Below are 25,831 nucleotides of genomic sequence, written 5' to 3'. Positions count from 1 at the left end.
CGGTCTGATCAGGACAATGACGGAGCGGCGACGGCGGCGCTGTTCCCGGGGTGACAACCGGCGGTGAAGCCGGTTGGGCGCAATGCGCCCCGCAGGCTGCGCAATTGCAGGCGTCGCCCCGGATGAGCCAAGGTCGCGCGAATCCGCCCTCGATGATAAACTCCGCGACGTCAGGACGCTTTCCCGGGACGTGATCGTATCCGACCAAAGCCCAATGGTGCAGAAGACATGTCCCGGCGGATATTATTGCAGGTTGCCGTAGGAAAAACCCTCGCCCGCCGGGCCAAGAAGGGGTGTCGATAATGCCAGATCCCGTTGCCTTGTTCGCCACCGTCGTTCTGCTGTTTCCGATGGGTTATTTCCTTTTGGCGGCGCCGGCCTTTCTGCTGGTGTCGCTCGACATCCCGCCGGTCACCCAGCTGTTGCGCGGCATGTTCAGTTCCTATTTCCTGATGGTGGCCATTGCCGGCGCCGTCGGGACGGTCGCCGTTGGCCTGACGGGCCGGGTGTTTGTCGCCCTTGCTATTGCCTTGATCGCGGCTTTCGCGGTCTGGACGCGCCGGTGGTTTCTGCAGCGGTGGGATGCGCAGCTCCAGGCCAGGGACGCCGGCGACGCCGAGGCGGTGCGCCGGCTGCGGCGGCTGCACTGGGGCGGCATGCTGTGCAATGCGGTAGAGCTCGCCGTTATCTTGATCAGCATTCCCTACGTCGTCGTCACGCCGGCTTGATCAGGGCCGCAGCGCGGTTCCACCGGTACGTCACCCAACAAGGTTACGTAGAAGTCCGGAGAGAAGCCGGCTTCGCAGCAATCTCCCGTTAGGGAGGTTTGCGTACAATTGCGCGTTATTGATTGCATTGCTCGGAATGATTGTACGTCGTTACCTTCGCTGAACCGGAAAGACCGCAGAGCGGCTTTCACAGGTGGCACCAAATGCTTGTGCATTTCGTTACGGATGAGCCTGCGAAAATTCCAGCCATCCGCGCGATGCTGGAACCGCAGTATGACGTTCATTCCCAACTGCTGGGGACCGGCAATACGAAGATCAGCTCAAGCGGCGTGTTGATGATTGACGCCGACCTGCGCAAGCCAGTGCCTGTGGAACAGATCAAGCGCGTGCTGCAGGACCTGCGCTGCGCTTCGGAAAAGCTGTTTGTCGTTCAGAGCCATCTGCACCACATGGTGGCGCAGGCGTATGCACTTGGCGCGACCGCCGTGGTTTCGCGTCCAAAGGAAATCATCTCGAAACTGGAGCAGATCGACGTCGCCCAGAGGGCGGCGCAGGCCGGCATTGCCGTTGCAACAACCGAGATCACCAGTGGTGCGGCAGCCTTCGCATCCATGTTTTCGGCTATACGGGAAGGCAAACCGCTTACGCTTTCGAGTGCCGAGGACGCCACATCTGACATCATCGACGGTATCGAGCAAAACGGACTTGGCGTTTGGCTCGACGACGTGCGCCGTTATCACCAGGGCACGTTCCAGCACTGCCTGCTGGTGACGGGCGTCGCGGTCGGCTTCGCGATGAGCATCAAGTTCCCCAATGCCGACGTAAAGCGGCTCGGATTGGCCGCCACGCTGCACGACGTCGGCAAGGCACGCATTCCCCTGGCTATTCTCGACAAGCCCGGACGTCTTGATCCGGGCGAAGAAGAGATCATGAAGCGCCATCCGGTTATCGGATACGAATTGTTGAAGGATCTGCCGGGAATTAGCCCGGAGACTCTTGATGGCGTGAGACACCACCACGAGTTTCTGGATGGTTCCGGCTATCCCGATGGGCTGACGGCGCCGGAGATTTCCGACCTCGTACGATTGCTGACGATTTCAGACATTTTCGCCGCGCTCATCGAGTCGCGGCCGTACAGACCGGCAATGTCCCGGCCGGATGCCTACAAGATCCTGTGCGCCATGGATGGAAAGCTCGAACGGTCGCTCGTGAAGGCGTTTCAGAACGTGGCGCTAAAGGCATGACCCAAAACTGCGGAATGAGGTTCGCGACGTTTTCTGCAAGGCAATTTTCAGCCCGGACGATTTAGATGGAGCTAGACTAGCCATGGTTGCCGCAGCATCTCAGGATTCAATCGCGGAACGGACCGGCGCCGCCAAGGATGAGTCGGCGCAGCGGGATGCCCGAATTCTGAAGCAGGTGGCGGCCCTGTTCTTGTCCAATGTCGATCGCCTCCGTGAATCCCAGATAGCTGCGTTCGATGGCGTCCTTGTCCCCCTGATCGGGCGGATCGAGCCAGCAACGCTCGTCCATCTGAGCGAGGCCCTGTCCACGACGGATCTCGCGCCATGCGAGACCATCCGCAAGCTCGCGTTTCACGATGACCCCTTGGTGGCCGCGCCCGTTCTGCGAAATTCCAATCGTCTGTCGGAAGCGGACCTTGTTGAAATCGTCAAGACCCGCAGTCAGCAGCATTTGTTGGCGATCTCCGGCAGAAATACGCTCAGCGAAACGCTGACCGATGCGTTGATGAGGCTTGGCGACGTCAACGTCTCCAACGCACTCGCCCGAAATGCGGGAGCACGGTTCTCCGAATGCGGCTACGCGACGCTTGTCGGAAGGGCCGAGCGTGACGAAAGCCTCGCCGAAAAGCTCGGCCTCCGCCTGGACATTCCTGCGAATTTGCTGCGCGAGCTGCTGACGAAGGCGACCGACATCGTGCGGGCTCGATTTTTGACGGCACCACGGCCGGTTGTGCAGGCGCGTGGGACGAACGCCAAACCGATCAGCGCCGCTCCGCGAAAGAAGATTGACTACACCCAGGCGCAGGCCGAGGTCCTGGCGCTCAATCGCTCCGGCAAGCTCAACGATTCAACGGTGAACCGGTTTGCGGTTCGGAGCGAATACGTCCATGTGGTGGCAGCGCTCTCGTTGTTGTCTGAAGTGAAGATCGAGGCGATTGAGCCGTTGATCGAACCGGAGCGGTTGTATGGACTGATCGTGGCGTGCAGAGCCAGCAGGTTAAGCTGGTCGACAATGACGATGATCATCCGCAACCGGCCCGGTTGCGCGCCGCCGACGCAACGCGAGCTCGATCAGGCTCACGAAGTATTTGACACCTTGTTGCTGTCCGTGGCGCAATGGACGGCGCGGTTCGGAGCCGATCGAATGGCGGCGAAAAAGATTGATTGTGCTGCTGCTGCGCGGCAGTAGAGCGTTTTCCAGCGAAGTGGACACCGGTTCGCGTAAAGAAAACGCGTCAAAACAAGAATCTAGAGCCGCGTTCCGATTTCCATCGGAACGGAAAAGGCTCTAGAAATCTGTGCTGACGTCAGGAGACGTCGAATGCCCACTCCAGAACTGCATTTTGGGCGTGGAGCAGGAATGCTTTTGCTTCGATAACGCGACATGCCCGATGCGTCATCGCGTCGGCAGATACCTCCTTGCCACGGGATACCGGAGGGCAGGGCACGAAGTCGGCCTCCGGATGCAGCCTGTCCAGCACGGTGGACGTGACCTGATAATCAAGCAACGCCTCGGGTTCAGCATCGGCCGCCCAGCAATCGGTGACGACAAGGTCGGCATCAGCGAGTTCGTACATATCGGCGCTGGCACGAAAGCGCGGCGTGGAAGCCGCAGCGTCCCGGTCGAGCCACTTGTCGGGATGGACCTGGACGACGTTGATCGGCAGCACCGCCGCGGCCTCGATCCACGATCCCAGAATATTGGATTTTGGAGCAACAACCCCGACCTTGATCCCCTCGATACGGCCGTGCCGGTGGAGCTGAAAGGCCAGATCGCCGAGCGTTTCGCAGGGATGGTTTTGCCGGGTCCGGGCATTGATGACAGGCGCGCGCGCCGAATGTGCAAGACTTCGCATGACGGCCAGATCCGGCGCACGGGTTACAATTCCGTCGAACCAATTGTCGAGATAGGCGGCGAGATCCGGCAAATCCTCCCGCGTATCCCACCGCAATGGCGCATGGATGCAAATGCCGCCCATGGCCTGAATGCCGAGGTCGAAGGCCGTCGTGTTCCTCCAGCCAGAGTCGTTTACCACGAGCACTATCCGACGGCCGGCCAGGCTTTGAACCATCCGCCGCTCGCGCCAAAACGCCGCCATGTCCTGGGCGCGCTGGATGATCGCCATCGCGTCGGAGGCACAGAGATCGCTGATTGCCAGAAGGTCCCGGATTTTCTCGCTCATAGTTCGCTGCTTTTGGATTTCAATTACGCCTGTCCCATCCAGACCGTGCGCCCGGCACGGTCCTCGGGGATATCAAGTTCGACAAAGCCAAGGCGATGCCAGAAGCCGAGGGCGCGCACGTTTTGCCGGTTCACGCCAACATGCAGGCGGCCGATCCCTCGCGCGGTCGCCATGGCGAGCCAGGCCTCAAACATGCGAGAGCCGGTCCCGTGTCCCTGAAGGCGCGGCAACAGGTTCATATGAAGATGCGAAGGATAGGATTGGACGACGGCAGCGGGTATCGGCTTCGGATGATGGATCATGAAGACACGACGTTGATCGTGGGACCATTCGGTCATGTGCGCCTGATCGGGCGCGGGATACTGCCGGCGCAGCTGCGGCCACCACTCCCGTTCAAGCCGTCTCTCCCAGCTGGAAGTATCTGACGTGCCGACGACGAAACCTGCCACACCTGCCTCATCCTCTGCGACGAGGCAAAGCTCCGGTTGCAGGTTCGCATAGGGTGCTGAATAGATGAGACCCATCAGCTTCCGGTCACGGTAGAGCAAGGATGCATCGCCGCCCGCTAAACCCGTCGCCAGCGAAATCGCATAGAGCGCATCGATGTCGCGCGGTTGAAACGGGCGAACGTTCATTCGAGAAAGTGGTCCGGTTACCTCTGCTTTTCTATAACGGCCATGTCCATCTGCCGCAAACGAAACCGATCCTGCGCGCTGCGTCCCATCCTACGGCCCTACAGCTGCCTATTGCGCTTCCAGCGTAAAGCCGATCTTGAGGGCCACCTGATAGTGAGCAATCTTGCCGTCCTTGATGTGCCCTCGGGTTTCGATGACTTCAAACCAATCCATGTTCCTGACTGTCTTGCCGGCCAGTTCGACTGCCGTGCTGATTGCATCCTCAATGCTGGTTTGGGAAGAGCCTACGATTTCAAGGATTTTGTAAACATGATTTTTCATGTTGGAGCCTCCCGGCCGATTGCGCCCCTTGATGCATCCCTTCGCCCCGGCCGAAGACGACGATGCGACAACGACAAGGGCTGTCGTGATTTCGCAAACAATAACCAGATGCAACCGGAGTGGTTCCCATGCAGGCGCATCTAACGGTCTAATTCGGATGTCGTCCTCCCCCCATCATTGCTCGCAATGACGGGTGACTGCGACAAAGTAACCCGACGGGCAAATCACTTCTGATAGTCGGAAATCTGTCAAGTCCTATATTTCCGAAAATCAAAAATATTCTTCTTTCCTTCCACCCCAAATCACCGGCACATCAATAGCCATCCCGTCCCCCTCAGAGGGGCGTTGGCCATCGTCACAACGAGGGACGGGGATGCGGTGGACGCTGACGTTGCGATTGACGGTCGCGGCTGAAGCGTACGGCGAAAGCGTGTGGTCCTGGCGCCCGTAACGGCGTCAAGTCTTTCGGGAGCTAACGCTTCCGAGGGACGACGGTGGCAATAGAGGCCGTCTCACCGGGGAGAGCGCGTCATAAGCCGTAAAGCCATTGCGCAGGGAATGTCGGATGTTCTCCGCTGCCCTGTATGCTCATGTGCAGCATTCTTATGCACAATCGCACATGAGACCGCGGGTGCAGCGCGCATCCGGCATTCCCTGCGCCCTCTGAATTGAGAGGGCAAAACTTCCTGCAAACCTCGGGCGCATTGCGCCGCGAGCCGTTGACGCACGTCTGTTTGCTTTGACATTGAATCCGGAACTGCGCAGATATGGCGGGCTGACCCCAGGCCCGCTAGACCGAAAGTCCCATGACGCCTCCCGCAACGGTTTTGCCCATTGAATTGCCGCCCGCGTTCCTCGGCGTGTCGCAATCGGCGACCGGCAAATTATGGCGCGACCGGCTCGATGCCAGGGGCGCGGCGAAGGCGCTGGCGATCGTGCAGCGCTACCAGCTGCCGGAAATGCTGGCGCGGGTGATCGCGGGCCGCGATGTCGAGATTGACGCCGTCGAGGATTTCCTCGACCCCACCATCCGCAAATTGATGCCGGATCCCCACACCGTGACGCAGATGGAAACGGCGGCCAAGCGCATCGCGGACGCGGCAACGCGTGGCGAGAAGGTCGCGATCTTCGGCGATTACGACGTCGACGGCGCGACCTCCGCGGCGCTGCTGACCTGGCATTTGCGCCATTGCGGGCTCGATCCCTTGATCCATATTCCCGACCGCATCTTCGAGGGCTACGGGCCCAATGTGGAGGCCGTGCGCGCCCTTGCAGGTCGCGGCGCGACGCTGCTGGTGACGGTCGATTGCGGCACCACCAGCATCGAGCCGCTGGCGGAAGCGCGAAAGCTCGGCATGTCCGTCGTCGTCATCGATCATCACCAGACCGGCGACGAATTGCCCGAGGTCGACGCGCTGGTGAATCCGAACCGCGCCGATGATCTTTCGGGCCTCGGTTATCTCGCCGCCGTCGGGCTTGTGCTGGTGACGCTGGTCGCCGTTAACAGGGAATTGCGCGGCCGCGGCTTCTGGAACAGCGAACGGCCGGAGCCGGATCTGCTGGGAATGCTGCATCACGTGGCGCTCGGCACGGTGGCCGATGTCGCGCCGCTGACCGGGCTCAACCGTGCGTTCGTCGCCAAGGGCCTGATCGCGATGCGCCGCCGCGACCATGTCGGGCATACCGCGCTGATGGATGTGTCGCGGCTCAATGGGCCGCCCGAGGCCTGGCATCTCGGCTTCATGCTGGGGCCGCGCATCAATGCCGGCGGCCGCATCGGCCGGGCTGATCTGGGCGTACGGCTGTTGCTGGAAGGCGATATCTCCGAGGCCGCGCGGATCGCCGCCGAGCTCGATCGGCTGAACTCCGAGCGCCGCATCATCGAGCAGGCGGCGGAAGCGCAGGCCGAAGCCGAGGCGCTGGCTTCGCTCGGGCTCGAGGACAAGGGGTCCGTCATCGTCACGGCCTCCGAAGGCTGGCATCCCGGCGTCGTCGGCCTCGTCGCCTCGCGGCTCAAGGAAAAATTCGCGCGGCCGGCGTTTGCGATCGCATTGGAGCCGGGCGGCATCGGCACCGGTTCGGGCCGCTCGATTTCGGGCGTCGACCTCGGCAAGGCGGTGCGGCAGGCCGTGAAGGAAAAACTGCTGATGAAAGGCGGCGGCCACGCCATGGCTGCGGGTGTGACGCTGCGCAAGGAAAAGCTCGCGGAGTTTCGCGCGTTTATGGAAAGCGCGCTCGCCGAGGACGTCGCCAGCTCCCGTCACGAAAACGAGCTGTTCATCGACGGCGCGGTCAGCGGCCGCAGCGTGACACCGGAATTCGCAGGCATCCTGAACCGCGCCGGGCCGTTCGGCGCCGGCAATCCGGAGCCTGTGATCGCGCTGCCGGCGCATCAGCTGGTGTATGCCGACGAAGTGGGACAGGCGCATCTGCGCGTGCGTTTCAAGTCCGGCGACGGCGTCATCGTCAACGGCATTGCGTTCCGGTCCGTCGGGCAAAAGCTCGGCCACGCACTGACGCAAAATCGCGGCCAGCCGCTGCATGTCGCAGGATCGCTCGCGGTCGATCGCTATCAAGGCACCGAGCGCGTGCAATTGCGCGTGATCGATGTTGCTGTGCCGGATCAGGGACCGGCCGTGATCAGGTAAGTTTATCCACCAGACGACAAAACCAACAACCAAAAACGGGAGCAGAAAATGGCAGGACAGGTTCAGGGAAAAGTCGCGCTCGTGACCGGCGGCGCATCCGGCATCGGTGCGGCGTGCGCCGAATTGCTGGCGCGCGAAGGCGCGTCGGTCGTGGTCACCGATGTCGATGAGCTCAGGGGCCCGGAGGTTGTCGCCGGGATCAAGAAGGCCGGCAACGAGGCTGTCTTCCTGCATCAGGACGTCACCAGCGAAGCGCGCTGGATCGAAGTCGTAGCCGAGGTGATGAAGCGCTATGGCCGGCTCGACGTGCTGGTGTCCAACGCCGGCATCGGCATTGGGGTGCCGTCGATCACCGAGATGTCGCTCGAGGACTGGCGGCGGCAGACCGCGATTAATCTCGACGGCGTGTTCCTGTCGGTGAAGCATTGCCTGCCGGCGATGCGCAAGACCGGCGGCGGCTCGGTCATCATGATGTCTTCGCTGGCGGGCCTGCGCGGCTCAGCCAATCTGTCCGGCTATTGCGCCACTAAAGGTGGCGTCCGGTTGTTTGCGAAAGCAATCGCGATGGAATGCGCCACATTCGGCGACGGCATCCGCGTCAACTCGGTGCATCCAGGGATCATCGACACGCCGATCTGGGGCAAGATCCCGACGGGAGCGCCAGGCCAAGGGCAGAACGCGCCGATCGATCCCGAGGAGCGCGCGAAATTCGCAACGCCGCTGGCCCGCGCCGGTCATGCCATGGACATCGCGAAAGGCGTTTTGTATCTCGCCTCCGATGCGTCGAGCTACGTGACCGGGACGGAGCTCGTGATCGACGGCGGCATGAACGCAGGCGGGGTGGTGCGGCCGGCACCGGCCGGCTAACCGCCTTGCCGCAGCCGCGCCAACACCTTGAGCCCGCCATAGCCATCGGCGGGCAACAGGCCCATCTTGGTCTGGTAATCCCGAACTGCCTTCATGGTGTCATTGCCGACGCGGCCGTCGGTGCCGCCGGTGTCGAAGCCGGCTTTTGTCAGCCGCGTCTGCATCTCCTGCACCTCGGCCAGCGTCAGCGCGCGTTCGGAGCCCGGGAAGGGATGAATGAACGGCGGCGCGCCGAGAATGCGGTCGCCGAGATGGCAGATCGCAAGCGCGTAATTCATCGACGGATTATAGCTGCGCACTGCATAGAAATTCGGCCCCAGCAGGAACGCCGGTCCGCCGGCGACCGGCACCCACAATTGCGCGCTCGCATTCGGTTGCGGGAACGGCTTGCCGTCGGCGCGGGTGACGCCGGCGCTGGTCCACGCCGCATAGGTCCGGTTGCCGCTGCCGGACGCGCCGCCGGCGCGGACTTCGTAACCCCAGTGTTCGCCCCGGTGATACTTGCCGCGATTGACCAGATAGCGCGCGCTCGAGCCCAGCGCATCGTCCGGCCTGCCGAACGGCGAGACGCGGCCGTCCTTGTCGTAGTCCATGCCGACATTGAGCCAGACTTCCGGCATCCACTGGGTATGCCCCATCGCACCGGCCCAGGATCCCCGCATTTCCTCCGGCGTGCCCCAGCCGCGGTCGACGATCTTCAGCGCGTTGATCAGTTCGGTTTCCCAATAGGCGCGGCGGCGCGGCTCGTTCCAGGCCAGCGCGGCGAGCGAGGGAAAGATCGGGCGCATATGGTTCTGCTGCACCAGGGGATCGCCATAGGCGGATTCAACGCCCCACAGCGCCAGCAACGTGCCGCGCTCGACGCCGAAGTCCTGCTCGATCCGCGTGAACAGCGCCTCGTTCTTCCGCAGCGCCTCCTTGCCCGACGTGATGCGCCAGTCCGAGGCACGGCGATTGACGTATTGCCAGATCTGTTCGTGGAATTCCGGCTGCTTCTGCATCTGTCGGAACACGGACATGTCGGGCTCGATCCGGCCCATCACGCGGCTCCAGGTCGCGTCCGATATACCTTTTGCCAGCGCGCGAGCGCGGAAGGTATCGCGCCACTGATCGAAGCCGGGCGGCGCCGCGGCCAACGCGGCAACGGGACTGACGAGCACGCCGGCTGCGGCGCCGATACCGGCCTGCAGCAGGGCGCGGCGGGTCGGCGGTCTCAGAGAATCGAACGGTTCCATGGCGGCATTGTACGGGGCAGGGTGCGCTCACCAAAGCGCATTTGCATGGCGCCGTCGTCGCAGAGCGGACGCGGAACTCCAGAAGGTCGCATAGCTGGCCTAGGCCTGCTGAAAGTCAGCGGCGATCCCTGCGAGCCAGCGCCGGACCGTCGCCTGTGCGGAGGCCGAGAGTCCGGCCGCCAGCCGCCGCTCCACCGCCTGGACGTGACGGCGGCATTTGTCGAGCAGGACAGTGCCGCGCCGGGTCTGCGTCCACTGCAGCACCCGGCCGTGAATGGGGTGCGGGGTCTTCCGGATCGCGCCGTCGCGTTCCAGATTGCGGATGATAACGCCGACGGTTTGCGGGGTCAGCAATGCGACCCGCGCGAGATCGGCGCCCGACAAGCCCGGATAGGCCCGCAGCATCGTCAGCACCACGAATTGCGGCGTGGTGACGCCGAGTTCGCCGAGCGCCCGCTCCAGCGTCAGCCGGGTCGCGGCCTGGGCCTGCCGCAGCAAATAGGCGAGGTGGCCTTGCTCACCGCGCTTGCCTTCGCCCGGCGGCGGCGGGCGGATCATCGCGAGCACAGGATCGGCGCCGGATTTTTTCCGGCGCTGGTGAGAGTTTTTGCGAGAGGGTTTCCGGCGCACAGGCTTTTCTGCCGCGACGGATTTTTTGGATTTTTTCGACGCCGTTTTTTGCGGCCCGCGCGGTTTGGATTTTACCGAAGCTCTGATCTTGCGCGCCATATAAGGGCTCTTATAATAAATCAGTACACTGATAACAGAAGGCAATGAACATGTCACATGCCCGCAAGGAATATAAGGATTTCATGGCGCTGGCGCCCGAGGCCTACGAAGTCGTGCTGGCGCTCGGCAAGGTCGCGGCCGCGGCGGGCATCGACAAGCAGTTGCTCGAACTGATCAAGCTGCGCGCCTCGCAGATCAACGGCTGCGCGTTTTGCGTGCAGTATCACATCCTGCAAAGCGAGAGCCTCGGCATGTCAGCCGACAAGCTCAACCTCGTCGTGGTGTGGCGCGAGGCGCCACAATTCTCAGCCCGCGAACGCGCGGCCTTGGCGTGGACGGAAGCGTTGACGCTACTCAGCGGCGGCGTCAGCGACGAGGTCTATGCGCAGGCGAGCGCCGAATTCTCGGAAAAGGAACTGGCCTATCTCACCTCGGCGATTGCCTCGATCAACGTCTGGAACAGGTTCGGCGCCGCCTTCCGGTGGACCCCGCCGGCGCGGCAGCGGCCGCGTCCTAGTTGTCGCCCTCGCCACCTTCCTGCGGGTCGGGCCGGATCACGTCTCGCGGCTGGGCGTGGGCGACCGCGGCCGGCGCGACAGGGTCGGTGCCGAGCTCGCGTCCGCGGCCGCGCAGCAGGCGTTCATAGGCCGAGATCAACGTGGTGTAGGGATTGACCCAGATCCAGCCGTCCCGCGTGAACACCTGCACGTCGAAATGCAGGTGCAGCGAGGTGCCGTTGGGAAAGTCGAGATAGTTCGAGGCGACGCCAATTTTTTCGCCCTCGGCGACCTGGCGGCCGTTGAGGATGCCGTCCGAGTCAAGGCTGGACGGATTCATGTGCATGTAGCGAAAGCGGATATGTTCGTTGCGGGTGTTGACCTGCAGGGTCGCCGCCTGCTGTTTCAGCGAACGGATCAGGACGCCGTCGCGAACCGCGACAACCGCCTGCTGCTTCGGATCGCAACTGCCCGGGCTTTCGCCGTTCTGCGCCATGCACGCGCCGGGACGGATGTCCTGCCCCTGATGGCCGAAACCGGCAGCGCATTGGCCAACCTCGAAACTGCGCGCCTCGCAGAAATTGTCCTGCCAGGGATATCCGCGTTCGTCGGGTTTGCGTTTGCCGAAGGATTGCGAGCGCGCGAAGGCGGGCGCCTTTTCCAGCGGAAACCGGATCTGCGAATAGACGGTGAGATCGGCACGGCCGCCGCGCTTGCGCGCGCCGCTGTTGGCGACGATGTCGCCGCTCGGGCGATAGGTGAAGTCGGGCGAGGGCACCATCGGCCGCTCGGCAATCTCGGACGAAATATCCCGGCGCAGCCGCGACGGCTGACCGCCGGCGATGCGCAGCGCCTTGAGGAAACGCTCGGCGACCGGATAGGCCTCGCGGCAGGCCAGCCGCCGCGGGCGCGGCGTCGAGTCGAGGCACTGGATCGACACCACATAGGGAACGCCGAAGCGCGTGAAGGCGTAGCGCACATAGCCTTCGCGGATGAAGCGCCGCAGGTCCGGGTATTGCGCCGCCAGCGCCTTGACCGGTTCGCCCTTGCCGCCGAGGGGATCGGCGAGGTCGTAGGTCAGGATCGAGCCGGTGATCTGCACCTCGACCGGCTTGGCGTAGGTCCGCTGCGGCATGCCGTCGCCCGCACCCGGCTCGAACGAAAACATCGCGTCGTAGCCGGCTGCGCCGGCGTGGAACAGATCGGCCGGGCGGAAGTCGGCCTGATAGCGCGATACCGACAGGGTGTCAGGGACGCCGTTCTGGCGGGCATCGAGATAGCTTGCGGTGTCGAACGGCAACAGCACTGGAACCGGACTGCGTCCGATCCCGGGGAAGACGGGGGAAGTGATCGTGTTCAGTTGCACCAGCGCCGGCATCGAGCGCGGGTCCCAGCGGGGCACCCGCCGCTGGCTGGCAAAGGTGAAGGCGGACGCAAGCGCGGGCTGGGTATTGATCTCGGAGCGGAGCTGATCCAGCACCGCGCGCCATTCGACGCGGATGGCCGAGATCGAAGGTGTCCGGAACTCGTCCGCCGAAGCGCCGACGGCGCAGGCGGGAAGCAGACAGAAGGCTGCCAGCCAACGGGGCAGCAAGCGGACAGCCTTCGTACCCAATGCATCGCCCCCCGGCGCATGCCCCGATGTCTAACTCTGGCGCCTAGTCCTTGGCGCGCTCGACGTAGGAGCCGTCCTCGGTCATGACCACGATCCGCGTTCCCGTTCCGACGTGCGGCGGCACGTTGGTGCGTACGCCGTTGGAAAGGATAGCAGGTTTGTAGGACGAAGACGCGGTCTGGCCCTTGGTGACCGGCTCGGTTTCGACAACTTCCAGCGTCGCGCGCTGCGGCATCTGGATCGCCACCGGAACCATGTCGTGCAGCGAAAGCTTCACCGACATGTTTTCCTGCAGATAGGGCGCCGCAGAACCGATGATTTCCTTGGACACCTGGACCTGGTCGTAGGTCTCGCCGTTCATGAAATGGAAGCCGTCGGCGTCCTCATAGAGGTAGTTGAAGTTGTGATCCTCGATCGTGGCCTTCTCGACCTGGTCGGTGGTCTTGTAGCGTTCCGAAATCTTCACGCCGTCGCCGATCCGGCGCATTTCGATCTGGCTGACCGGGGTTCCCTTGCCGGGATGGATGTTCTCGGCGGTCAGAACCACATAGAGCTTGCCGTCTTGCTCGATGACGTTGCCCTTGCGAATAGAACTGGCGATGACTTTCAAGGCGGTTTTCCTGAATTTCTGGCCTCCGACCGGTCAGGACAATTGTGTCCCGCGGCCGCCTGAGGCGGTTTCGGGCTGCAACATACTGATTTGCCCTCCAGATACCAGCCTTTTGCGGCCCGTTCCGGCAGGTTACGGGCTGGCCGGATCGAGGGGTGCCGTGGCTATTTCCGCTTGGGGCGTGGGGACGTGAAGGCCTGGGCGTTGTGCTCGGCAAAGGCGGCGGGCACCGTAAATGTCCCTGTTTTCAGGTCGTAGGCGCACCACCAGTTCTCGATATAGGGCCGCGGCTTGTCTTCGCCCTGGGCGTCGAAGGAGAGGCTGATCACGACGTAGCGGCTATCGGGCCAATGCAGGCCCAGCCCAGCGTAATTGTCGTCCATTCCTTTGACGAGAGCGGCAAAGACGTGACTGAGCGAATCGCGGTCCCTGGGGTCGCGACGCAGCTTTTTGGCTGCCGGCGAGCCCCAGAAATAATCCCAGGCCATCTCGCTCAGAGGCTTCGGCGTGGCCGAGGAAAATTGAAATCCGTTCCGCCGGTACAGAAACAGCGTCTGGAAACCGGCACCGGTTTTCTGCATGCGCACCAGCCACTGGCTGTTCGGACTGAACCGGAAGCCTGCGGGGTAGCCGGCGAGATCGATGCCTTCGCCGGCATTCAGCAGCGAGGGGTGTCGACGCCCCTCGTCGAAGGTCCAGAACTGGAACAGAAAACCTTCATCGCCCTTATCCGCCCCATATTGCTCAACCCGAATTTGCCTGTCGGGTGAGGTGAAAATGTCATCCGCATCCGTCTTCAGTTTGAACTCAGGCCCGGGTCCATCAGCGCTGGCGGGCGCTGGCGCGGTGACGACGAGCAACAGCATGCCTGCCAGCAAAAGCCCCGTTCGTCGTAACCAATTGCCAGACATGCGTGCATTCCGTTCCAATTTGCTGCCCATTGGACGCCCCAATGGCCGCGATGTTCAGGGCGCAACTTCAAGTTCGCGGCGCCGATCGCGCGAATGGACAAGACGTGCGTCTTTCGACATGACAGACGGACCGGAAGCGGGGTATCCGCGGTGTTCCCGGCACGGCTGCCCTTCCAGCGGAGAAAATTGTGTAGTGTCAAAGGTATCCGGCGGTATCTTGAACGTTTTCATCGGTTCGCGCGCCGCTGCAGGCGAGCGCGCCGCGCCGTCTGGCTGCTGATGGCCGGGATCGACCAGCCATCGACATGGTGGTCGCCGGCGCGGCACGCCGACCGGAAGCCGTTCCTGATGGCGCGGGCCGCGATCACGAAGGGCTTGCGGGCTTGGTTCGACGAGCAGGGATTCGCCGAGGCGGAGACGGGCATCCTGCAGGTCTCGCCGGGCAATGAAACGCATCTGCACGCGCCCCGGACCGAACTGACCGGTGCAGACGGAACCCGCGCGCCGCGCTATTTGCGGACTTCACCGGAGTTCGCGGCCAAGAAACTGCTCGCGGCGGGCGAAGACAAGATATTCGAGTTTGCACGCGTGTTCCGCGACCGCGAGCGCGGCGATCTTCATTTGCCTGAATTCACCATGCTGGAATGGTACCGCGCCAACGCGGCATATGACGCCATTATGGCCGACACGATTGTGGTCATCGCCCATGCGGCGCAGGCGACGGGCATCGGGCAATTCTCGTTTCGCGGCCGCATCGCCGATCCCTTCGCCGAGCCTGAACTGCTGACGGTCGCGACCGCGTTCGAGCGGTTCGCCGGGATCGACTTGCTGGCGACGGTCGCGGATGGCGAAGGGGATCGCAGGGCCCTCGCCGAGGCGTCAAAATCGCGGGTGCGGATTGCGGACGACGACACCTGGTCCGATGTCTTCAGCAAGGTCCTGGTCGAGCATATCGAACCAAATCTCGGGCAGGGTCGTTTGACTGTCTTGTTTGAGTATCCGGTGCCGGAGGCGGCGCTGGCGCGTGCGAAAGCGTCCGATCCGCGCGTGGCCGAGCGGTTTGAGATCTACGCCTGCGGCGTCGAGCTTGCGAACGGGTTTGGCGAATTGACCGATGCCGCCGAACAGCGCCGCCGGTTTGCGCAGGCGATGGACGAGAAAGCGCGGCGTTACGGTGAGCGCTATCCGCTCGACGAGGATTTTCTGCAGGCGGTCGCCGTGATGCCCCAAGCCAGCGGTGTCGCGCTCGGTTTTGACCGGCTGGTGATGCTGGCAAGCGGTGCGCTCAGGGTGGATCAGGTGGTATGGACACCACCGGCGGGAGAAGCATGAACAGGATCGATCCGAAATTGGCGGCGACGTTGCGGCAACCGGCGGAACTCGTCGATTGCGGGCTGGCGCCTGCGGCTGAACTGGCCGATCTCGAACGGGTGGCTGCGCGCTACGCGATTGCGGTGACGCCCGATATCGCCGCGCTGATCGATACCGAGGATCCAAACGACCCGATCGCGCGGCAGTTCGTTCCAAGCACGCTGGAACTGGTGCAGGAGGCCGGCGAGCGCGCCGATCCGATCGGCGATGACGCCCATTCGCCGGTCGCCGGCATCGTTCATCGCTATCCGGATCGCGTACTGTTCAAACTGGTTCACGTTTGCGCGGTATATTGCCGCTTCTGTTTTCGCCGCGAGATGGTCGGACCCGGCAAGGCGACCGCGCTGTCGGACATCGCCTATCGTGACGCGCTCGACTATATCCGCCAGCATCCCGAGATCTGGGAAGTCATCCTGACCGGCGGCGATCCCCTGATGCTGTCGCCGCGACGGATGGCCGAGATCATGGCCGACATCGCCGCCATCGATCACGTCAAAATCATCCGTCTTCACACCCGCGTGCCGGTCGCGGCTCCCGCGCGCATCAGCGACGAGATGGTCGCAGCGTTGAGGGTTGGTGGCGCCACGACCTGGGTCGCGGTTCACGCCAATCATCCGCGTGAGCTGACGGTGGAAGCCCGTGCCGCTTGCGCCCGGTTGGTCGATGCCGGCATCCCTCTGGTGAGCCAGTCGGTGCTGCTCCGCGGTGTCAATGACGATGCGGCGACGCTGGAAGCCCTGATGCGGTCCTTCGTCGAATGCCGGATCAAGCCGTATTACCTGCACCATGGCGACCTCGCGCCGGGTACCTCGCATCTGCGCACCACGATCGAGCGTGGTCAGGAACTGATGCGCGGCCTGCGCGGACGCGTTTCCGGGCTATGTCAGCCCGATTACGTGCTCGATATTCCCGGCGGCCACGGCAAGGCACCGATCGGCCCGCATTATTTGTCGCATCCAAATTCCCGGGAACGTGAACTATCCTCCGAAACGCGTTATCGTGTCGTCGATTATTGCGGTGACGTTCACCTCTATCCGCCGAAGCCTTGAACCGGCGATGACGGACGGGGATAAGGGAGGGCAGAAGCCGCCGGAAGACGATAGCAACCGTGCGATCGAAAATGCGGTAATGCTGGCTTTCTTCGCGGTGCTGGTTGCAGCCGGTATCTGGTTGCTCAGCACCATGGCCGATGTACGAAAAGCGCAGGATTGCGCGGCCCAGGGTCGTCGCAATTGTGGAACGATCGATGTTCCGGCGCGGTAACCAGAAACGAGAACGGGAGAACCTAATGCGAAAATTATTCCTGTCGGTGGCGCTTCTGGTTCTGACCGGTAGTCCGGACGTCTTCGCGCAAGGCTCATCGGTGCCGAAAAATTCGGACAAGCCGGTGATCCAGGCACCGATCGGTCATCGCCAGCCACGCGCCGGCGACGTTCCCGAACCGAAGAACATGAACGATCCAAACGATCCCCTGAGCAAGGAAAATGCTTTGCTGGATCGCAAGATCAAGAGCATCTGCCGCGGCTGCTAGGCGGCGGTGCAAAGACCGCGCCCCAAAACCATGGTCCTCGGCTTGACCGGCCAGAGTCCGCTTAATCGACTTGAGCAGACTCTGGCCGTAACGTTTTGTTCGAGTGCGATTTCTTAAGCCGACCGTTCATTGAACGGCCGGCGCGCCAAGCTCCGTCTCGCCTCGACGGCGTCGGCCAGCACGTTGAGCGCCTGCACCGTGGTTTCCCAGTCGATGCAGCCATCCGTGATGCTCTGACCATAGGTGAGCGGCTTGCCCGGCACGACATCCTGGCGGCCCGCGACAAGATTGCTCTCCATCATCACGCCCGTGATGCGTGTTTCACCAGCGGATATCTGCTGCGCGATGTCGGCCGCAACCAAAGGCTGGTTTTCGGGCTTCTTGCTGCTGTTGGCGTGGCTGGTGTCGATCATGATCCGCGGTGTCACGCCTGAACGGGTGAGTTCGGCCGAAGCGGCATCGACGCTGTCAGCGTCATAGTTCGGCTTGCTGCCGCCACGCAGGATGATGTGGCAGTCATCATTGCCGGTCGTAGCGGCGATCGCCGAGCGTCCGCCCTTGGTGACCGCCATGAAATGGTGGGGATGCGACGCCGATTTCACGGCCTCGGCCGCGATGCGCACATTGCCGTCGGTTCCGTTCTTGAAGCCGACCGCGCAGGAAAGTCCGGACGCGAGCTCGCGATGGATCTGGCTTTCCGTGGTTCGCGCGCCGATCGCCGCCCACGCCACCAGGTCGGCGATGTATTGCGGCGTCGTCATGTCGAGGAATTCGGTGCCGGCCGGCAGACCAAGATTGTTCACCGCCGAAAGCACGTTGCGGGCGAGACGCAGGCCCCGGTTGATGTCGAAGCTGCCGTCGAGGCCGGGATCGTTGATCAATCCCTTCCAGCCGACCGTCGTGCGCGGCTTCTCGAAATAGACGCGCATCACGATCTCGAGGCGGTCGGCCAGCCGCTCGCGCAGGGCGACAAGGCGTTCGGCGTATTCCACGGCAGCAGCGGGATCGTGCACCGAGCAGGGGCCGACAACGACCAGAAGCCGGTCATCGGTCCCGTTCAGGATCGCGTGGATAGCGTTGCGCGCCGCCATCACGATGCGCGTGGCGGTCAAGGTGCGCGGTATCTCGCGCATGACCTCCTGCGGCGTCGTCAGCTCTTTCAGTTCGCTTATTCGAAGATCGTCGGTGGTGCTCAACACGGCTCTGGCTCCTGTTTTGAAGAACCTGCCGGCCAATAAAAAAAGCCGCCAGGATTTGGCGGCTGTTCGGATTTCTTGCTGCAATTATTCAGATTGCGCGTGATCCTCCCACCGCCAGCGAGCCGTCGAAGCTAAAATACCAATAGTTGCTGGCGGCGATCATGATCATGGCCGGCTCTATAGCTCACGGATCGCGACTTGTCATCCCCCAATCGGCGGGGGTATTGGCGGCCGCGCCGCGCCTGCCTGTTTCAGGCCTTGCGCGCGGCGAGCGCCATGCCGACCAGCGACGCACCGCCAAGCACCAGGTTGATCCCGACCAGGAGACCAATCGCCCATTCCGCCGAGCCGGGAAGGCCTGATATGATCAGGAACGAGATCAGGATGTCCATCAGTCCGGAGACCAGCAGCCAGGACCAGCGCCCGGACAATTCGCGGCGATGCTCCAGCGCGTACATGATGGTGGTGACGCCTTCGATCAGAAAGTAGGCGCCGACGATGATGGTCAGCGTCAGCACGCCCTGCATCGGCCGCGCCAGCAGCACGAGGCCGGCAAGCACGGCCAGCGCTGCGGAAAACAGCGACCACCAGAAGCCCGGCATCTGCCGCGCCCAGTAGGTGACGACCAGCCCGGCGATCCCGCTGATCAGGAACATCCAGCCCAAGAAGATTGCAACCGCCAGGCTTGCCAGCGGCGGCACGATCATCGCGGCCAGGCCGAGCACCGCCAGCAGGATGCCTTCGAACAGGAAGGCTTTCCAATGCACCTTCACGGCGGCAGCCATGTCGGACTGCAATTTGGCGATGTCCTTGGGAAGCCTATCTTGGGGAAGGGTCATCACAGCTCTCCCTGTACGCACGCGCTGATACTAGAGCGTTTTCGAACGAACAGGAATGGTTGGCCAAGGAATTGGCGCAAGGAAAACGCGTCCCATCGTAGCTGTCGCGCTAACCGGCCTCGCTCGCCGACGAAAAGCCCTCCGACGTCGTGCGCATCCGGTTACGGCCAAGGACGTAGACCGCCGTGGTCGCGACCAGCAGTGCGAGGCCGATCAGGATCGATGTGAAACCGATCGGGATCAGAACCAGCGAGGCGTTACGTTCCGGATTGATGAACCAGTGATGCAGCGAGGTCAGCAGGAACGACACGCCCGCAAAGCCGGCGCCGCCGCCCACGACCAGCAGCGCCCACATCCGCCGCAGCTGGCTCAGCCGCTCGCGCGCAATCTCGGTGCGCGGCGCATGATGGCGGCCGACGCGCCGCACCAGCCGCGCCGCAAAGCCGATCGAGCTGAAGCCGATGATCAGGCTTGCCGTTCCCAGCATCATCCGCGTGGTGGAGCCGAGATCAGGATGCTTTTGCAGAATCAGCAGCGGAAAATCGAACGCCGCATGCAGCGCGACCGGCGCAAACAAGGCCAGCATCCAGCTCGAGATGCGGGCGAGTTCGCGATTGTGCCGGTTGGCACCCAGTGCCGTGCCGGCACGTGCGATCGCGATATACGCGCCGGCGATAATGCCGAGCGCACCGTGGAATGGCACGGTGAGGACGCTGCGCAATGCCGCCAGCGATCGCCACATGTCGGCGTGCTGCACCAGGTAAGCGAGATTTTCGTAGGCTGCGAATCCAAGGCCCGCGGCGGCGCCGTAAACGACGGTGTCCATCGGATCGGCATAGGTGCGGCGCTTCCACGACACCCCGATAATCACGAGAACCTTGACGATCTCCTCAGGCGCGGCGACGCCGAACACCGAGCGGAGCCCCTGGGTCATCCAGGGATTTCCGGGCACGGCTAGAATCGCGGCAAACGGTGCCCGTGCGATTCCCAATAGCGAAATACTGGCCGCCCCCAGCACGAAGGCCATCCACACCCGGGCGGCCGGGCCGGGGCGCTCGTCAGCGGCGATCACCAGCCACAGCAAAAGCAACGCGGGCGCGATCGCGGCGACGCCGATGACAGTCGGGAGGGATTGCAGCAAGAGCATTTGGGGACTTTGTTCGAATGGATCGAAAATGACCGTAAATTCAGCGCTTTGCAAGGAAGGCAAACGCGACTTGTTGTCGCCAAAAGGCGAGGGGTACGGGCCGGCTAAGCCGAGCGTTTGGAGGTGGATTTCCCAGCAATGCGGGAGCGGGCAAGGGCGTTGAGCAGGGGGTTTCGAGCCTGACTCTTTCCTCCTGACTGTGACCGCCGCGCCACAGCATTAACTGCCTAATTCCTCTACAACCATTGGCAGCAATATTGGCCCAAGGGGAATCAACATGAAGAAATTTGCACTGGGAATGCTTGCTGCGGTTGCAATGACTGGATCGGCTGTCGCGGCCGATATGGCTCCCCGTTACGCCAAGGCGCCGCCTCCGGCTCCGGTCGTGGTGTACAACTGGACCGGCTGCTACATCGGCGGCAACATCGGCGGCGGCTGGGCACGAACCTCGCAGGATCGCACCGCCGTCCTCACCAATCCAATAACCCTAGTTGCGAGCAATTACGGTTCAAGCGATGGCAGTGACTTTGTCGGCGGCGCTCAGATCGGTTGCGACTACCAGTTTGCGGGCAATTGGGTGCTCGGCATCCAAGGCATGTACGACTACGCGCGCATCGACAGCTCGCATTTCCTGACGGCCTTCCCGACCTTCCGGTCGGATGTTGTAACCAAGGATATCTTCACGGTAACGGGCCGGCTGGGTTATCTGTTCACGCCCCAGTTGCTCGGCTACATCAAGGGCGGTGGCGCTTGGACCCGGTCTGACTATACAATCTTCCAGCCGGGTGGCGTGCTGGTTTCCGAAAACGCGCTTGGCGTCAACCGCAGTGGCTGGACCATCGGTGGTGGCCTCGAATGGATGTTCGCTCCGGGCTGGTCGGTGTTCGGCGAATACAACTACATGGATTTCGGTCGCAAGAGCGTCGATTTCACGACGCCCGTCATCGGGGCATTCCCGGACCGTGTCAGCACGAAGCTGGAAGTTTCCACGGCACTGGTTGGCGTGAACTACAAGTTCAACTGGGGTGGCCCGGTCGTCGCAAGGTACTGAGCTTTCGAGGACTGAGCCTGGTACCAGGTACTGAGTTCTTCCCGAGACTAATTAAAAGCCCCGGCATCGTCCGGGGCTTTTTTTTGTGCGAGAGCAGACGCACCGAGATGACCGTCGTGCAATCGGCTTGGCGCGTAGCGAGGCCGATTTCGACCTGCAGGCGCGACGAGCGTAGGCGTGCTTAGCCCGCCAAGAGGCGCCGGCAGGCGTCGACAAACACCGCGGCGCCGGTGACGATGTCGGCGTCATCAGTGTTCTCGGTCCAGTGATGGCTGATGCCGCCGATCGAGGGCACGAACAGCATGCCTGATGGCATGATGGTCGAGAGAATCTGGGCGTCGTGACCGGCGGCGCTGGGCATGCGGATCGACCTGCCGCCGGCAAGCGCCTTGCTCGCAGCTTCGATCGCTTGCTGGAACGAGGCGTCCATCATCGCGGGCGCGCCGGTGCGAATGCGCTCCACCGCAACCGTGCAGGGGCCGCGCGCGCTGACATCGGCGGCCATGCTTCGGAGTAAATCCTCCAGGCGATCGATCACATCGGGGTCGTCGTCGCGTATCTGGAACAGCATTTCCGCGGATCCCGGGATGATGCTCGGCGCACCCGGATCAAGCCTGATCGAGCCGGTGGTCCAAACCGTGCGCTGCCCGGAGGCTTTCGGAAACCGTTCGTCGATATCGACGCAGAATTTTGCTAGCGCGAGGCCGGCGTCCTTGCGCACGGCCATCCGCGTCGTGCCGGCGTGGTTTTGCTCGCCGGTGAATGTGATTCGGTATTGCCAGATACCGACGATGGAGGTGACGACGCCGATATTGAGCGCGCCGCCCTCGAGGGTCTGACCCTGTTCGATATGTGCCTCGAGATATCCGATGTGGCGCCCGCGGTCGGCGATGGCGCGCGGGCGGCCGGCGAGGCCGACTTCGCGTAGCGCCTCGCGCATGGTGCGATCGCTGTTGCGGTCGCGCGCGGCGTCGACGTCAGCCTCGGTAAGAGCGCCGACATAGGAACGGCTGCCGAGGAAACTGCCGAAATGGCCTTCCTCATCGCACCAGGATGCGACCTCGACGGCGCCCTTGATGTTCGGATCCGGATTGATGACGCGGGCGGCTTCCAGCGCATAGATGACACCCAGCGGACCATCGAGCCAGCCCGCGTAATTCTGGCTTTCGAGATGTGAGCCCGCCAACAGCTTCGGGCCCGGTTTCGTGCTGGTGCCCAGCACATTGCCGATGCCGTCGATCTCGGCCGCCAGTCCCGCCTCGGGGAGCCGCTGCACCAGCCATTCCAGCGAGCGCATATGCGGCTCCGAGAAGGTCGGCTTGTGGACGCCGGTCTTGTGGGCGCCGATGCCACGCAGCGTATTGAGGTCGGCGAGGACGCGGGCGCCGTCGAAGGGCAGGGTCTTTTCGGGCATCAGGTGCCTCTCCTTGATGGGCAGTCAGGGGCCGGCCGGCTTGCGATAAACATCCTTGGTCGCGAGCCTTCCATCGCGAAACGTATAACACTCGACGCCGCGTTGTTCGCGCTGCTCGCCGGTGGCGCGCACGGTTTCGCTGACGCGGAACGTCATGAAGGTCATATCACCGGCGTGATGATAGGCCACGTCATGGAAGCGTTGCGCTGAGAACAGGGCCTTTTGCTCGGCGAGATGTTCGGCAATGGCGGCGGCGCCGGCGAGTGTTTTGGTCGCCGCCAGACCGTCGTGAAACGTCCAGAGAAAGTCAGGCGTCACTACGGAGTAGAGCGCAACCATGTCGCCCTTGAACAGGGCGCGTGCGAAGCCTTTGAACAGCTCATCGCGTTCGGTGGAGGAGGGCGCCATTTTGTTCACGCTCCAACAATCCCGAGTGGGAAGACGTACCGGCTGATGATTTTTTTCAGTCACCTGCTGCAGCAGAGCGAACCGGCGCGAACGAGTCAAATCTCCATTATCTTGAGGCGGTTGTCCCGCACCCGACGCGGCGGAATGATCCGACACACGAACTGTCGTTCAGAAAATTGTTTGCTCGGATCTCTTGACGAATTTTAAATCTTCTGCGCATACCAACGCCCCTTCGCCGGAATCCGCCGGCGCTCTTAAGGACCGAAGCCATGTTGAGCCTGCGCTCACATATCGTCGCGAAAGCCGCCGCCGCGCTGCCGTTTATTCGGCCGTGCGATTGGTCGCGCATGTGCGTGGCGAAGCAAGGTCCGAGCTATCTGGCGCCCGAAAATCTCGGGACCACCAGGGCAGCAAGAACGTAAATCGGCAGCGGGAATCTACCCTCTGCCTCAAGGCAGAGAGCGAAGATGACCCGCGACAGCAGCACAGGACTCGAGGACCGTGACCGCCAGAGGATTTTGTCCTCGCCGGTGGCGCATGCCTTCGTGCGCATCGTGACGCAGCGCCGGGGCATTTCCGAGGCCGAGGCCGAGCAAGTCTATCTCGATTACATCAACCGAGCGCAGCCGGCGGACAATTGCCGGCATCGTGAGCACGCTTGAAGCGATTTCAAATTCAGGGTGGCCGTCCCTGCAAGGACATAAGATGGCCCGCTGATCCGGTACTGGTCCCCTTTGGTGGGGCGGCAAACGGTGGTTTCAGGGCAGCGAAGCAATTTCTATTGGCCGGGGTAGTCCCGGCCGTTTGTAGATTTCCAGGGCTGGCGTAGCTCAGATGGAGAGCAGCGGTTTTGTAAACCGAAGCGCGGAGACTCGAGCCCTCCCGTCAGCGCCAATCATCGAGTGTGATCTTCAATACGTAACGCGAGCGTGGCGAAACTGGTAGACGCACCGCACTCAGACTGCGACGGGCTTGCCCGTGGGGGTTCAATTCCCTCCGCTCGCACCATTACGCTCCCGTAGCCAAGCGGTAAGGCATCGGTTTTACGCACCGACATACGCTCGTTCGATCCGAGCCGGGGGCACCAATCATGCGCTTTTAGCTCAGTGGCAGAGTACCGCCGCGACATGGCGGTTGTCCGCGGTTCGATTCCGTGAAGGCGCACCAATTCACGCTCTTGTAGCACAATGGCAGTGCGACCGCTCGATAAGCGGTTGATGCAGGTTCGATTCCTGACTGGAGCACCAATCGAACGGAAGCCGACATGACCATTGTCTTTGCGCCTTTGACGGAACGCAGCGATGCCATCGAGGCACGTTCTGCGAAACCGCCGCAAACCATCACAAGGATGGATCCGGAGCGTTAAACCTGACTGGAGATGGAGCGGCCTTTTAAGCCGTTCGCAAGTGGTTCGAAACCACCCGGATCCTCCAATCAAGGACCAGTGCCCCCAGCGGCCAAGGGAGCGGATTCTTAATCCGTCGACGCGAGTCACCGTCGGTTCGAGTCCGACCTGGTCCTCCAGCCTTCGCTCGCGAAGTGAGTGAAGGCTGCCGCGCCGAAGCCTCACTTAGGCGAAGGCGGGCGCGGCCCCGCGAGCTACGGCTTGGCAAGCACACGCCCCTTCCTGCTACGCGTGGCGCAGCCACGCGGGGCTTGAAGGCGAAGCGTGGTCCCAAGAAGGCCCTCCACTTGGAAAAAGACTCCTGACCGGGTCAAGATCACACAAGATCAATCCTGCGGCCGTGGTGGAACGGTAGACACCCGCGCTTGAGGGGCGCGCGCCTTGTGCATCCGAGTTCGAGTCTCGGCGGCCGCACCATTTGCAGAACTCAAACTGCGCTCAATTTGCTCCTGGACCCAGCTGGCGACGGGGCTCGACTGTCGATCGAGTTTTGACGAGTTCGATTCTCGTCAGGGGCGCCACTGCGAATTTACCTTGAAAGAATTCCGCCATCAGCATCAACGCGAGGAGGTCTTCATGTTCCAGAATTGCTCCGCGCTCGTGCTCAACGCGGATTTTCAGCCGCTCAGTTATTTCCCGCTCAGCCTGTTCGGCTGGGAAGACGCCATCAAGGCGGTCGTCAAGGGATCTCACGTCGTCGTCGCTGAGTATGACGAGGTCGCCCGGAGCCCGTCGATCCAGATGAAATTGCCGTCGGTGATCGCGCTGCGCTGTTATGTGCGGCCGCCGAGCAGGGTTGCCTTCACCCGGTTCAACGTGTTCCTCCGGGATCACTTCGTTTGCCAGTATTGCAGCGTTTCGCACCGCCCGAGCGATCTTACCTTCGACCATGTCCTCCCGCGCGCCGCCGGCGGCGTGACGTCATGGGAGAACATCGCAACGGCATGCAGCCCCTGCAATATGCGGAAAGACAGGCGGCTGGAGAAGCCCCGCCGGAAACCGTTCGAGCCCACGGTGCATCAGCTGATGGCTGCGCAGCGCCTTTTCCCGCCGAACTTCCTGCACGAGACCTGGCGTGACTTCCTTTACTGGGATGTCGAACTCGAGAAATAGCCGCCGGCCACGGCCGGCGGTCATCACCACGTAGCTCAACTGGATGAGCGCGACCATCCGAGGGTCGAGGATGCAGGTTCGCGTCCTATCGTGGTGGCCATGATTGATGTCCAGAACGTGCGGCGCCTGC

26 protein-coding genes, 9 tRNA genes and 1 pseudogene are annotated in these 25,831 nt (G+C 62.6%); 22 read left to right on the top strand and 14 right to left on the bottom strand.

The genetic code is table 11. The features are described 5' to 3' along the window. Window positions 1-302 precede the first annotated feature (302 nt). The gene (locus tag JQ575_RS00385) at window positions 303-728 is read left to right on the top strand and encodes a hypothetical protein (RefSeq protein WP_212031301.1); all 426 of its coding nucleotides are present in this window, start codon (window positions 303-305) and stop codon (window positions 726-728) included. A gap of 140 nt (window positions 729-868) precedes the next feature. Beyond that, window positions 869-1,972, top strand: coding sequence for an HD-GYP domain-containing protein (locus tag JQ575_RS00380; protein ID WP_212031300.1), 1,104 nt, complete (start codon window positions 869-871; stop codon window positions 1,970-1,972). Between the two features lie 106 nt (window positions 1,973-2,078). Here JQ575_RS00380 and JQ575_RS44300 read toward each other — a convergent pair whose 3' ends face one another. Continuing rightward, window positions 2,079-2,423: a hypothetical protein gene (locus tag JQ575_RS44300; protein WP_249166379.1), complete on the bottom strand. Its 345-nt coding sequence runs from the start codon at window positions 2,421-2,423 to the stop codon at window positions 2,079-2,081. Between JQ575_RS44300 and JQ575_RS00375 the strand changes: the two genes are divergently transcribed. Next, window positions 2,340-3,161, top strand: a complete 822-nt coding sequence (locus JQ575_RS00375) for a DUF2336 domain-containing protein (RefSeq protein WP_312015863.1) — start codon at window positions 2,340-2,342, stop codon at window positions 3,159-3,161. The two genes, JQ575_RS44300 and JQ575_RS00375, sit on opposite strands and share 84 nt — an antisense overlap. Window positions 3,162-3,279: 118 nt before the next feature. On the opposite strand, the gene JQ575_RS00370 is transcribed toward JQ575_RS00375, so the two are convergent. The 3 genes from JQ575_RS00370 to JQ575_RS00360 all read right to left on the bottom strand — a co-directional run bounded on the left by JQ575_RS00370 (window position 3,280) and on the right by JQ575_RS00360 (window position 5,111). Beyond that, the gene (locus JQ575_RS00370) at window positions 3,280-4,155 is read right to left on the bottom strand and encodes an ornithine carbamoyltransferase (protein WP_212031298.1); all 876 of its coding nucleotides are present in this window, start codon (window positions 4,153-4,155) and stop codon (window positions 3,280-3,282) included. Window positions 4,156-4,178: 23 nt separating this feature from the next. Beyond that, the gene (locus JQ575_RS00365; RefSeq protein WP_212031297.1) at window positions 4,179-4,790 is read right to left on the bottom strand and encodes a GNAT family N-acetyltransferase; all 612 of its coding nucleotides are present in this window, start codon (window positions 4,788-4,790) and stop codon (window positions 4,179-4,181) included. 108 nt (window positions 4,791-4,898) lie between these two features. After that, window positions 4,899-5,111, bottom strand: a complete 213-nt coding sequence (locus JQ575_RS00360) for a dodecin (protein ID WP_212031296.1) — start codon at window positions 5,109-5,111, stop codon at window positions 4,899-4,901. An 806-nt stretch (window positions 5,112-5,917) separates the two neighbouring features. Here JQ575_RS00360 and recJ point away from each other — a divergent pair. Next, complete coding sequence (gene recJ, locus JQ575_RS00355) at window positions 5,918-7,759, top strand: single-stranded-DNA-specific exonuclease RecJ (RefSeq protein WP_212031295.1); 1,842 nt, start codon at window positions 5,918-5,920, stop codon at window positions 7,757-7,759. 48 nt (window positions 7,760-7,807) lie between these two features. Next, window positions 7,808-8,626 (top strand): glucose 1-dehydrogenase, encoded by an 819-nt coding sequence (locus tag JQ575_RS00350; RefSeq protein WP_212031294.1) that lies wholly within the window; start codon window positions 7,808-7,810, stop codon window positions 8,624-8,626. Here the strand turns inward: JQ575_RS00350 and JQ575_RS00345 are convergent. Next, complete coding sequence (locus JQ575_RS00345) at window positions 8,623-9,861, bottom strand: lytic murein transglycosylase (RefSeq protein WP_212031293.1); 1,239 nt, start codon at window positions 9,859-9,861, stop codon at window positions 8,623-8,625. The two genes, JQ575_RS00350 and JQ575_RS00345, sit on opposite strands and share 4 nt — an antisense overlap. A gap of 99 nt (window positions 9,862-9,960) precedes the next feature. Continuing rightward, window positions 9,961-10,419 (bottom strand): MarR family winged helix-turn-helix transcriptional regulator, encoded by a 459-nt coding sequence (locus tag JQ575_RS00340; protein WP_212031585.1) that lies wholly within the window; start codon window positions 10,417-10,419, stop codon window positions 9,961-9,963. A 221-nt stretch (window positions 10,420-10,640) separates the two neighbouring features. On the opposite strand from JQ575_RS00340, the pseudogene JQ575_RS00335 reads away from it, so the two are divergent. Further along, window positions 10,641-11,090 (top strand): annotated as a pseudogene (locus JQ575_RS00335) (carboxymuconolactone decarboxylase family protein); the annotation flags it as partial. A gap of 13 nt (window positions 11,091-11,103) precedes the next feature. On the opposite strand, the gene JQ575_RS00330 reads toward JQ575_RS00335, so the two are convergent. The 3 genes from JQ575_RS00330 to JQ575_RS00320 form a co-directional block, all read right to left on the bottom strand. After that, a complete protein-coding gene (locus tag JQ575_RS00330) occupies window positions 11,104-12,681 on the bottom strand; it encodes a M23 family peptidase (protein ID WP_249166351.1) in 1,578 nt (525 codons plus the stop codon). A 64-nt stretch (window positions 12,682-12,745) separates the two neighbouring features. Further along, a complete protein-coding gene (gene efp / locus JQ575_RS00325) occupies window positions 12,746-13,312 on the bottom strand; it encodes an elongation factor P (RefSeq protein ID WP_192735762.1) in 567 nt (188 codons plus the stop codon). Between the two features lie 164 nt (window positions 13,313-13,476). After that, on the bottom strand, window positions 13,477-14,253 hold the full coding sequence (locus JQ575_RS00320) for a hypothetical protein (protein ID WP_212031291.1): 777 nt from the start codon (window positions 14,251-14,253) through the stop codon (window positions 13,477-13,479). A gap of 249 nt (window positions 14,254-14,502) precedes the next feature. Between JQ575_RS00320 and epmA the strand changes: the two genes are divergently transcribed. The 4 genes from epmA to JQ575_RS00300 are packed head-to-tail and all read left to right on the top strand — an operon-like array spanning window position 14,503 to window position 17,125. Continuing rightward, window positions 14,503-15,555, top strand: coding sequence for an EF-P lysine aminoacylase EpmA (gene epmA / locus JQ575_RS00315; protein ID WP_212031290.1), 1,053 nt, complete (start codon window positions 14,503-14,505; stop codon window positions 15,553-15,555). Continuing rightward, window positions 15,552-16,643: a lysine-2,3-aminomutase-like protein gene (locus JQ575_RS00310; protein WP_212031289.1), complete on the top strand. Its 1,092-nt coding sequence runs from the start codon at window positions 15,552-15,554 to the stop codon at window positions 16,641-16,643. The genes epmA and JQ575_RS00310 overlap by 4 nt, the downstream gene beginning before the upstream one ends. Window positions 16,644-16,650: 7 nt before the next feature. Beyond that, entirely contained in the window at window positions 16,651-16,857 is a 207-nt protein-coding gene (locus tag JQ575_RS00305) for a hypothetical protein (protein ID WP_212031604.1), read from the top strand. 25 nt (window positions 16,858-16,882) lie between these two features. Next, the gene (locus JQ575_RS00300; protein ID WP_212031288.1) at window positions 16,883-17,125 is read left to right on the top strand and encodes a hypothetical protein; all 243 of its coding nucleotides are present in this window, start codon (window positions 16,883-16,885) and stop codon (window positions 17,123-17,125) included. 113 nt (window positions 17,126-17,238) lie between these two features. On the opposite strand, the gene JQ575_RS00295 is transcribed toward JQ575_RS00300, so the two are convergent. The 3 genes from JQ575_RS00295 to JQ575_RS00285 all read right to left on the bottom strand — a co-directional run bounded on the left by JQ575_RS00295 (window position 17,239) and on the right by JQ575_RS00285 (window position 20,310). Next, window positions 17,239-18,324: a 3-deoxy-7-phosphoheptulonate synthase gene (locus tag JQ575_RS00295; RefSeq protein ID WP_212031287.1), complete on the bottom strand. Its 1,086-nt coding sequence runs from the start codon at window positions 18,322-18,324 to the stop codon at window positions 17,239-17,241. A 251-nt stretch (window positions 18,325-18,575) separates the two neighbouring features. Beyond that, the gene (locus JQ575_RS00290) at window positions 18,576-19,163 is read right to left on the bottom strand and encodes an HdeD family acid-resistance protein (RefSeq protein WP_212031286.1); all 588 of its coding nucleotides are present in this window, start codon (window positions 19,161-19,163) and stop codon (window positions 18,576-18,578) included. A 109-nt stretch (window positions 19,164-19,272) separates the two neighbouring features. After that, entirely contained in the window at window positions 19,273-20,310 is a 1,038-nt protein-coding gene (locus JQ575_RS00285) for a PrsW family glutamic-type intramembrane protease (protein ID WP_212031285.1), read from the bottom strand. 277 nt (window positions 20,311-20,587) lie between these two features. On the opposite strand from JQ575_RS00285, the gene JQ575_RS00280 reads away from it, so the two are divergent. Next, window positions 20,588-21,361 carry an outer membrane protein gene (locus JQ575_RS00280; RefSeq protein ID WP_212031284.1) on the top strand — a complete coding sequence of 258 codons (774 nt, stop codon included), beginning with the start codon at window positions 20,588-20,590 and terminating at the stop codon, window positions 21,359-21,361. A 181-nt stretch (window positions 21,362-21,542) separates the two neighbouring features. Here JQ575_RS00280 and JQ575_RS00275 read toward each other — a convergent pair whose 3' ends face one another. Continuing rightward, window positions 21,543-22,775 (bottom strand): Zn-dependent hydrolase, encoded by a 1,233-nt coding sequence (locus tag JQ575_RS00275; protein ID WP_212031283.1) that lies wholly within the window; start codon window positions 22,773-22,775, stop codon window positions 21,543-21,545. A gap of 24 nt (window positions 22,776-22,799) precedes the next feature. Next, a complete protein-coding gene (locus JQ575_RS00270) occupies window positions 22,800-23,183 on the bottom strand; it encodes a nuclear transport factor 2 family protein (RefSeq protein WP_212031282.1) in 384 nt (127 codons plus the stop codon). Between the two features lie 467 nt (window positions 23,184-23,650). Between JQ575_RS00270 and JQ575_RS00265 the strand changes: the two genes are divergently transcribed. The 11 genes from JQ575_RS00265 (at window position 23,651) to JQ575_RS00215 (ending at window position 25,801) form a co-directional block, all read left to right on the top strand. Then, window positions 23,651-23,845, top strand: coding sequence for a hypothetical protein (locus JQ575_RS00265; protein WP_212031281.1), 195 nt, complete (start codon window positions 23,651-23,653; stop codon window positions 23,843-23,845). 157 nt (window positions 23,846-24,002) lie between these two features. After that, window positions 24,003-24,077 (top strand) — tRNA-Thr (locus JQ575_RS00260). A 29-nt stretch (window positions 24,078-24,106) separates the two neighbouring features. Further along, a tRNA-Leu gene (locus JQ575_RS00255) sits at window positions 24,107-24,191 on the top strand. 4 nt (window positions 24,192-24,195) lie between these two features. Then, a tRNA-Val gene (locus JQ575_RS00250) sits at window positions 24,196-24,270 on the top strand. Window positions 24,271-24,275: 5 nt separating this feature from the next. Further along, window positions 24,276-24,350 (top strand) — tRNA-Val (locus JQ575_RS00245). Window positions 24,351-24,356: 6 nt separating this feature from the next. Beyond that, window positions 24,357-24,430 (top strand) — tRNA-Ile (locus JQ575_RS00240). A gap of 191 nt (window positions 24,431-24,621) precedes the next feature. Then, window positions 24,622-24,707: transfer RNA gene (locus JQ575_RS00235), tRNA-Lys, on the top strand. Between the two features lie 215 nt (window positions 24,708-24,922). Continuing rightward, window positions 24,923-25,005 (top strand) — tRNA-Leu (locus JQ575_RS00230). Window positions 25,006-25,033: 28 nt separating this feature from the next. Further along, window positions 25,034-25,109, top strand: a tRNA-Asp gene (locus JQ575_RS00225). A gap of 55 nt (window positions 25,110-25,164) precedes the next feature. Then, on the top strand, window positions 25,165-25,701 hold the full coding sequence (locus JQ575_RS00220) for an HNH endonuclease (protein WP_212031280.1): 537 nt from the start codon (window positions 25,165-25,167) through the stop codon (window positions 25,699-25,701). Window positions 25,702-25,725: 24 nt separating this feature from the next. Further along, a tRNA-Arg gene (locus tag JQ575_RS00215) sits at window positions 25,726-25,801 on the top strand. Window positions 25,802-25,831: the final 30 nt, after the last annotated feature.

It is taken from the genome of Bradyrhizobium sp. JYMT SZCCT0428 (genome assembly GCF_018131075.1).
In the GTDB taxonomy this organism is placed as follows: Bacteria; Pseudomonadota; Alphaproteobacteria; order Rhizobiales; family Xanthobacteraceae; genus Bradyrhizobium.
The sequence above is the reverse complement of the archived record's forward strand: the minus strand, read 5'-3'. Positions and strand labels throughout refer to the sequence as shown.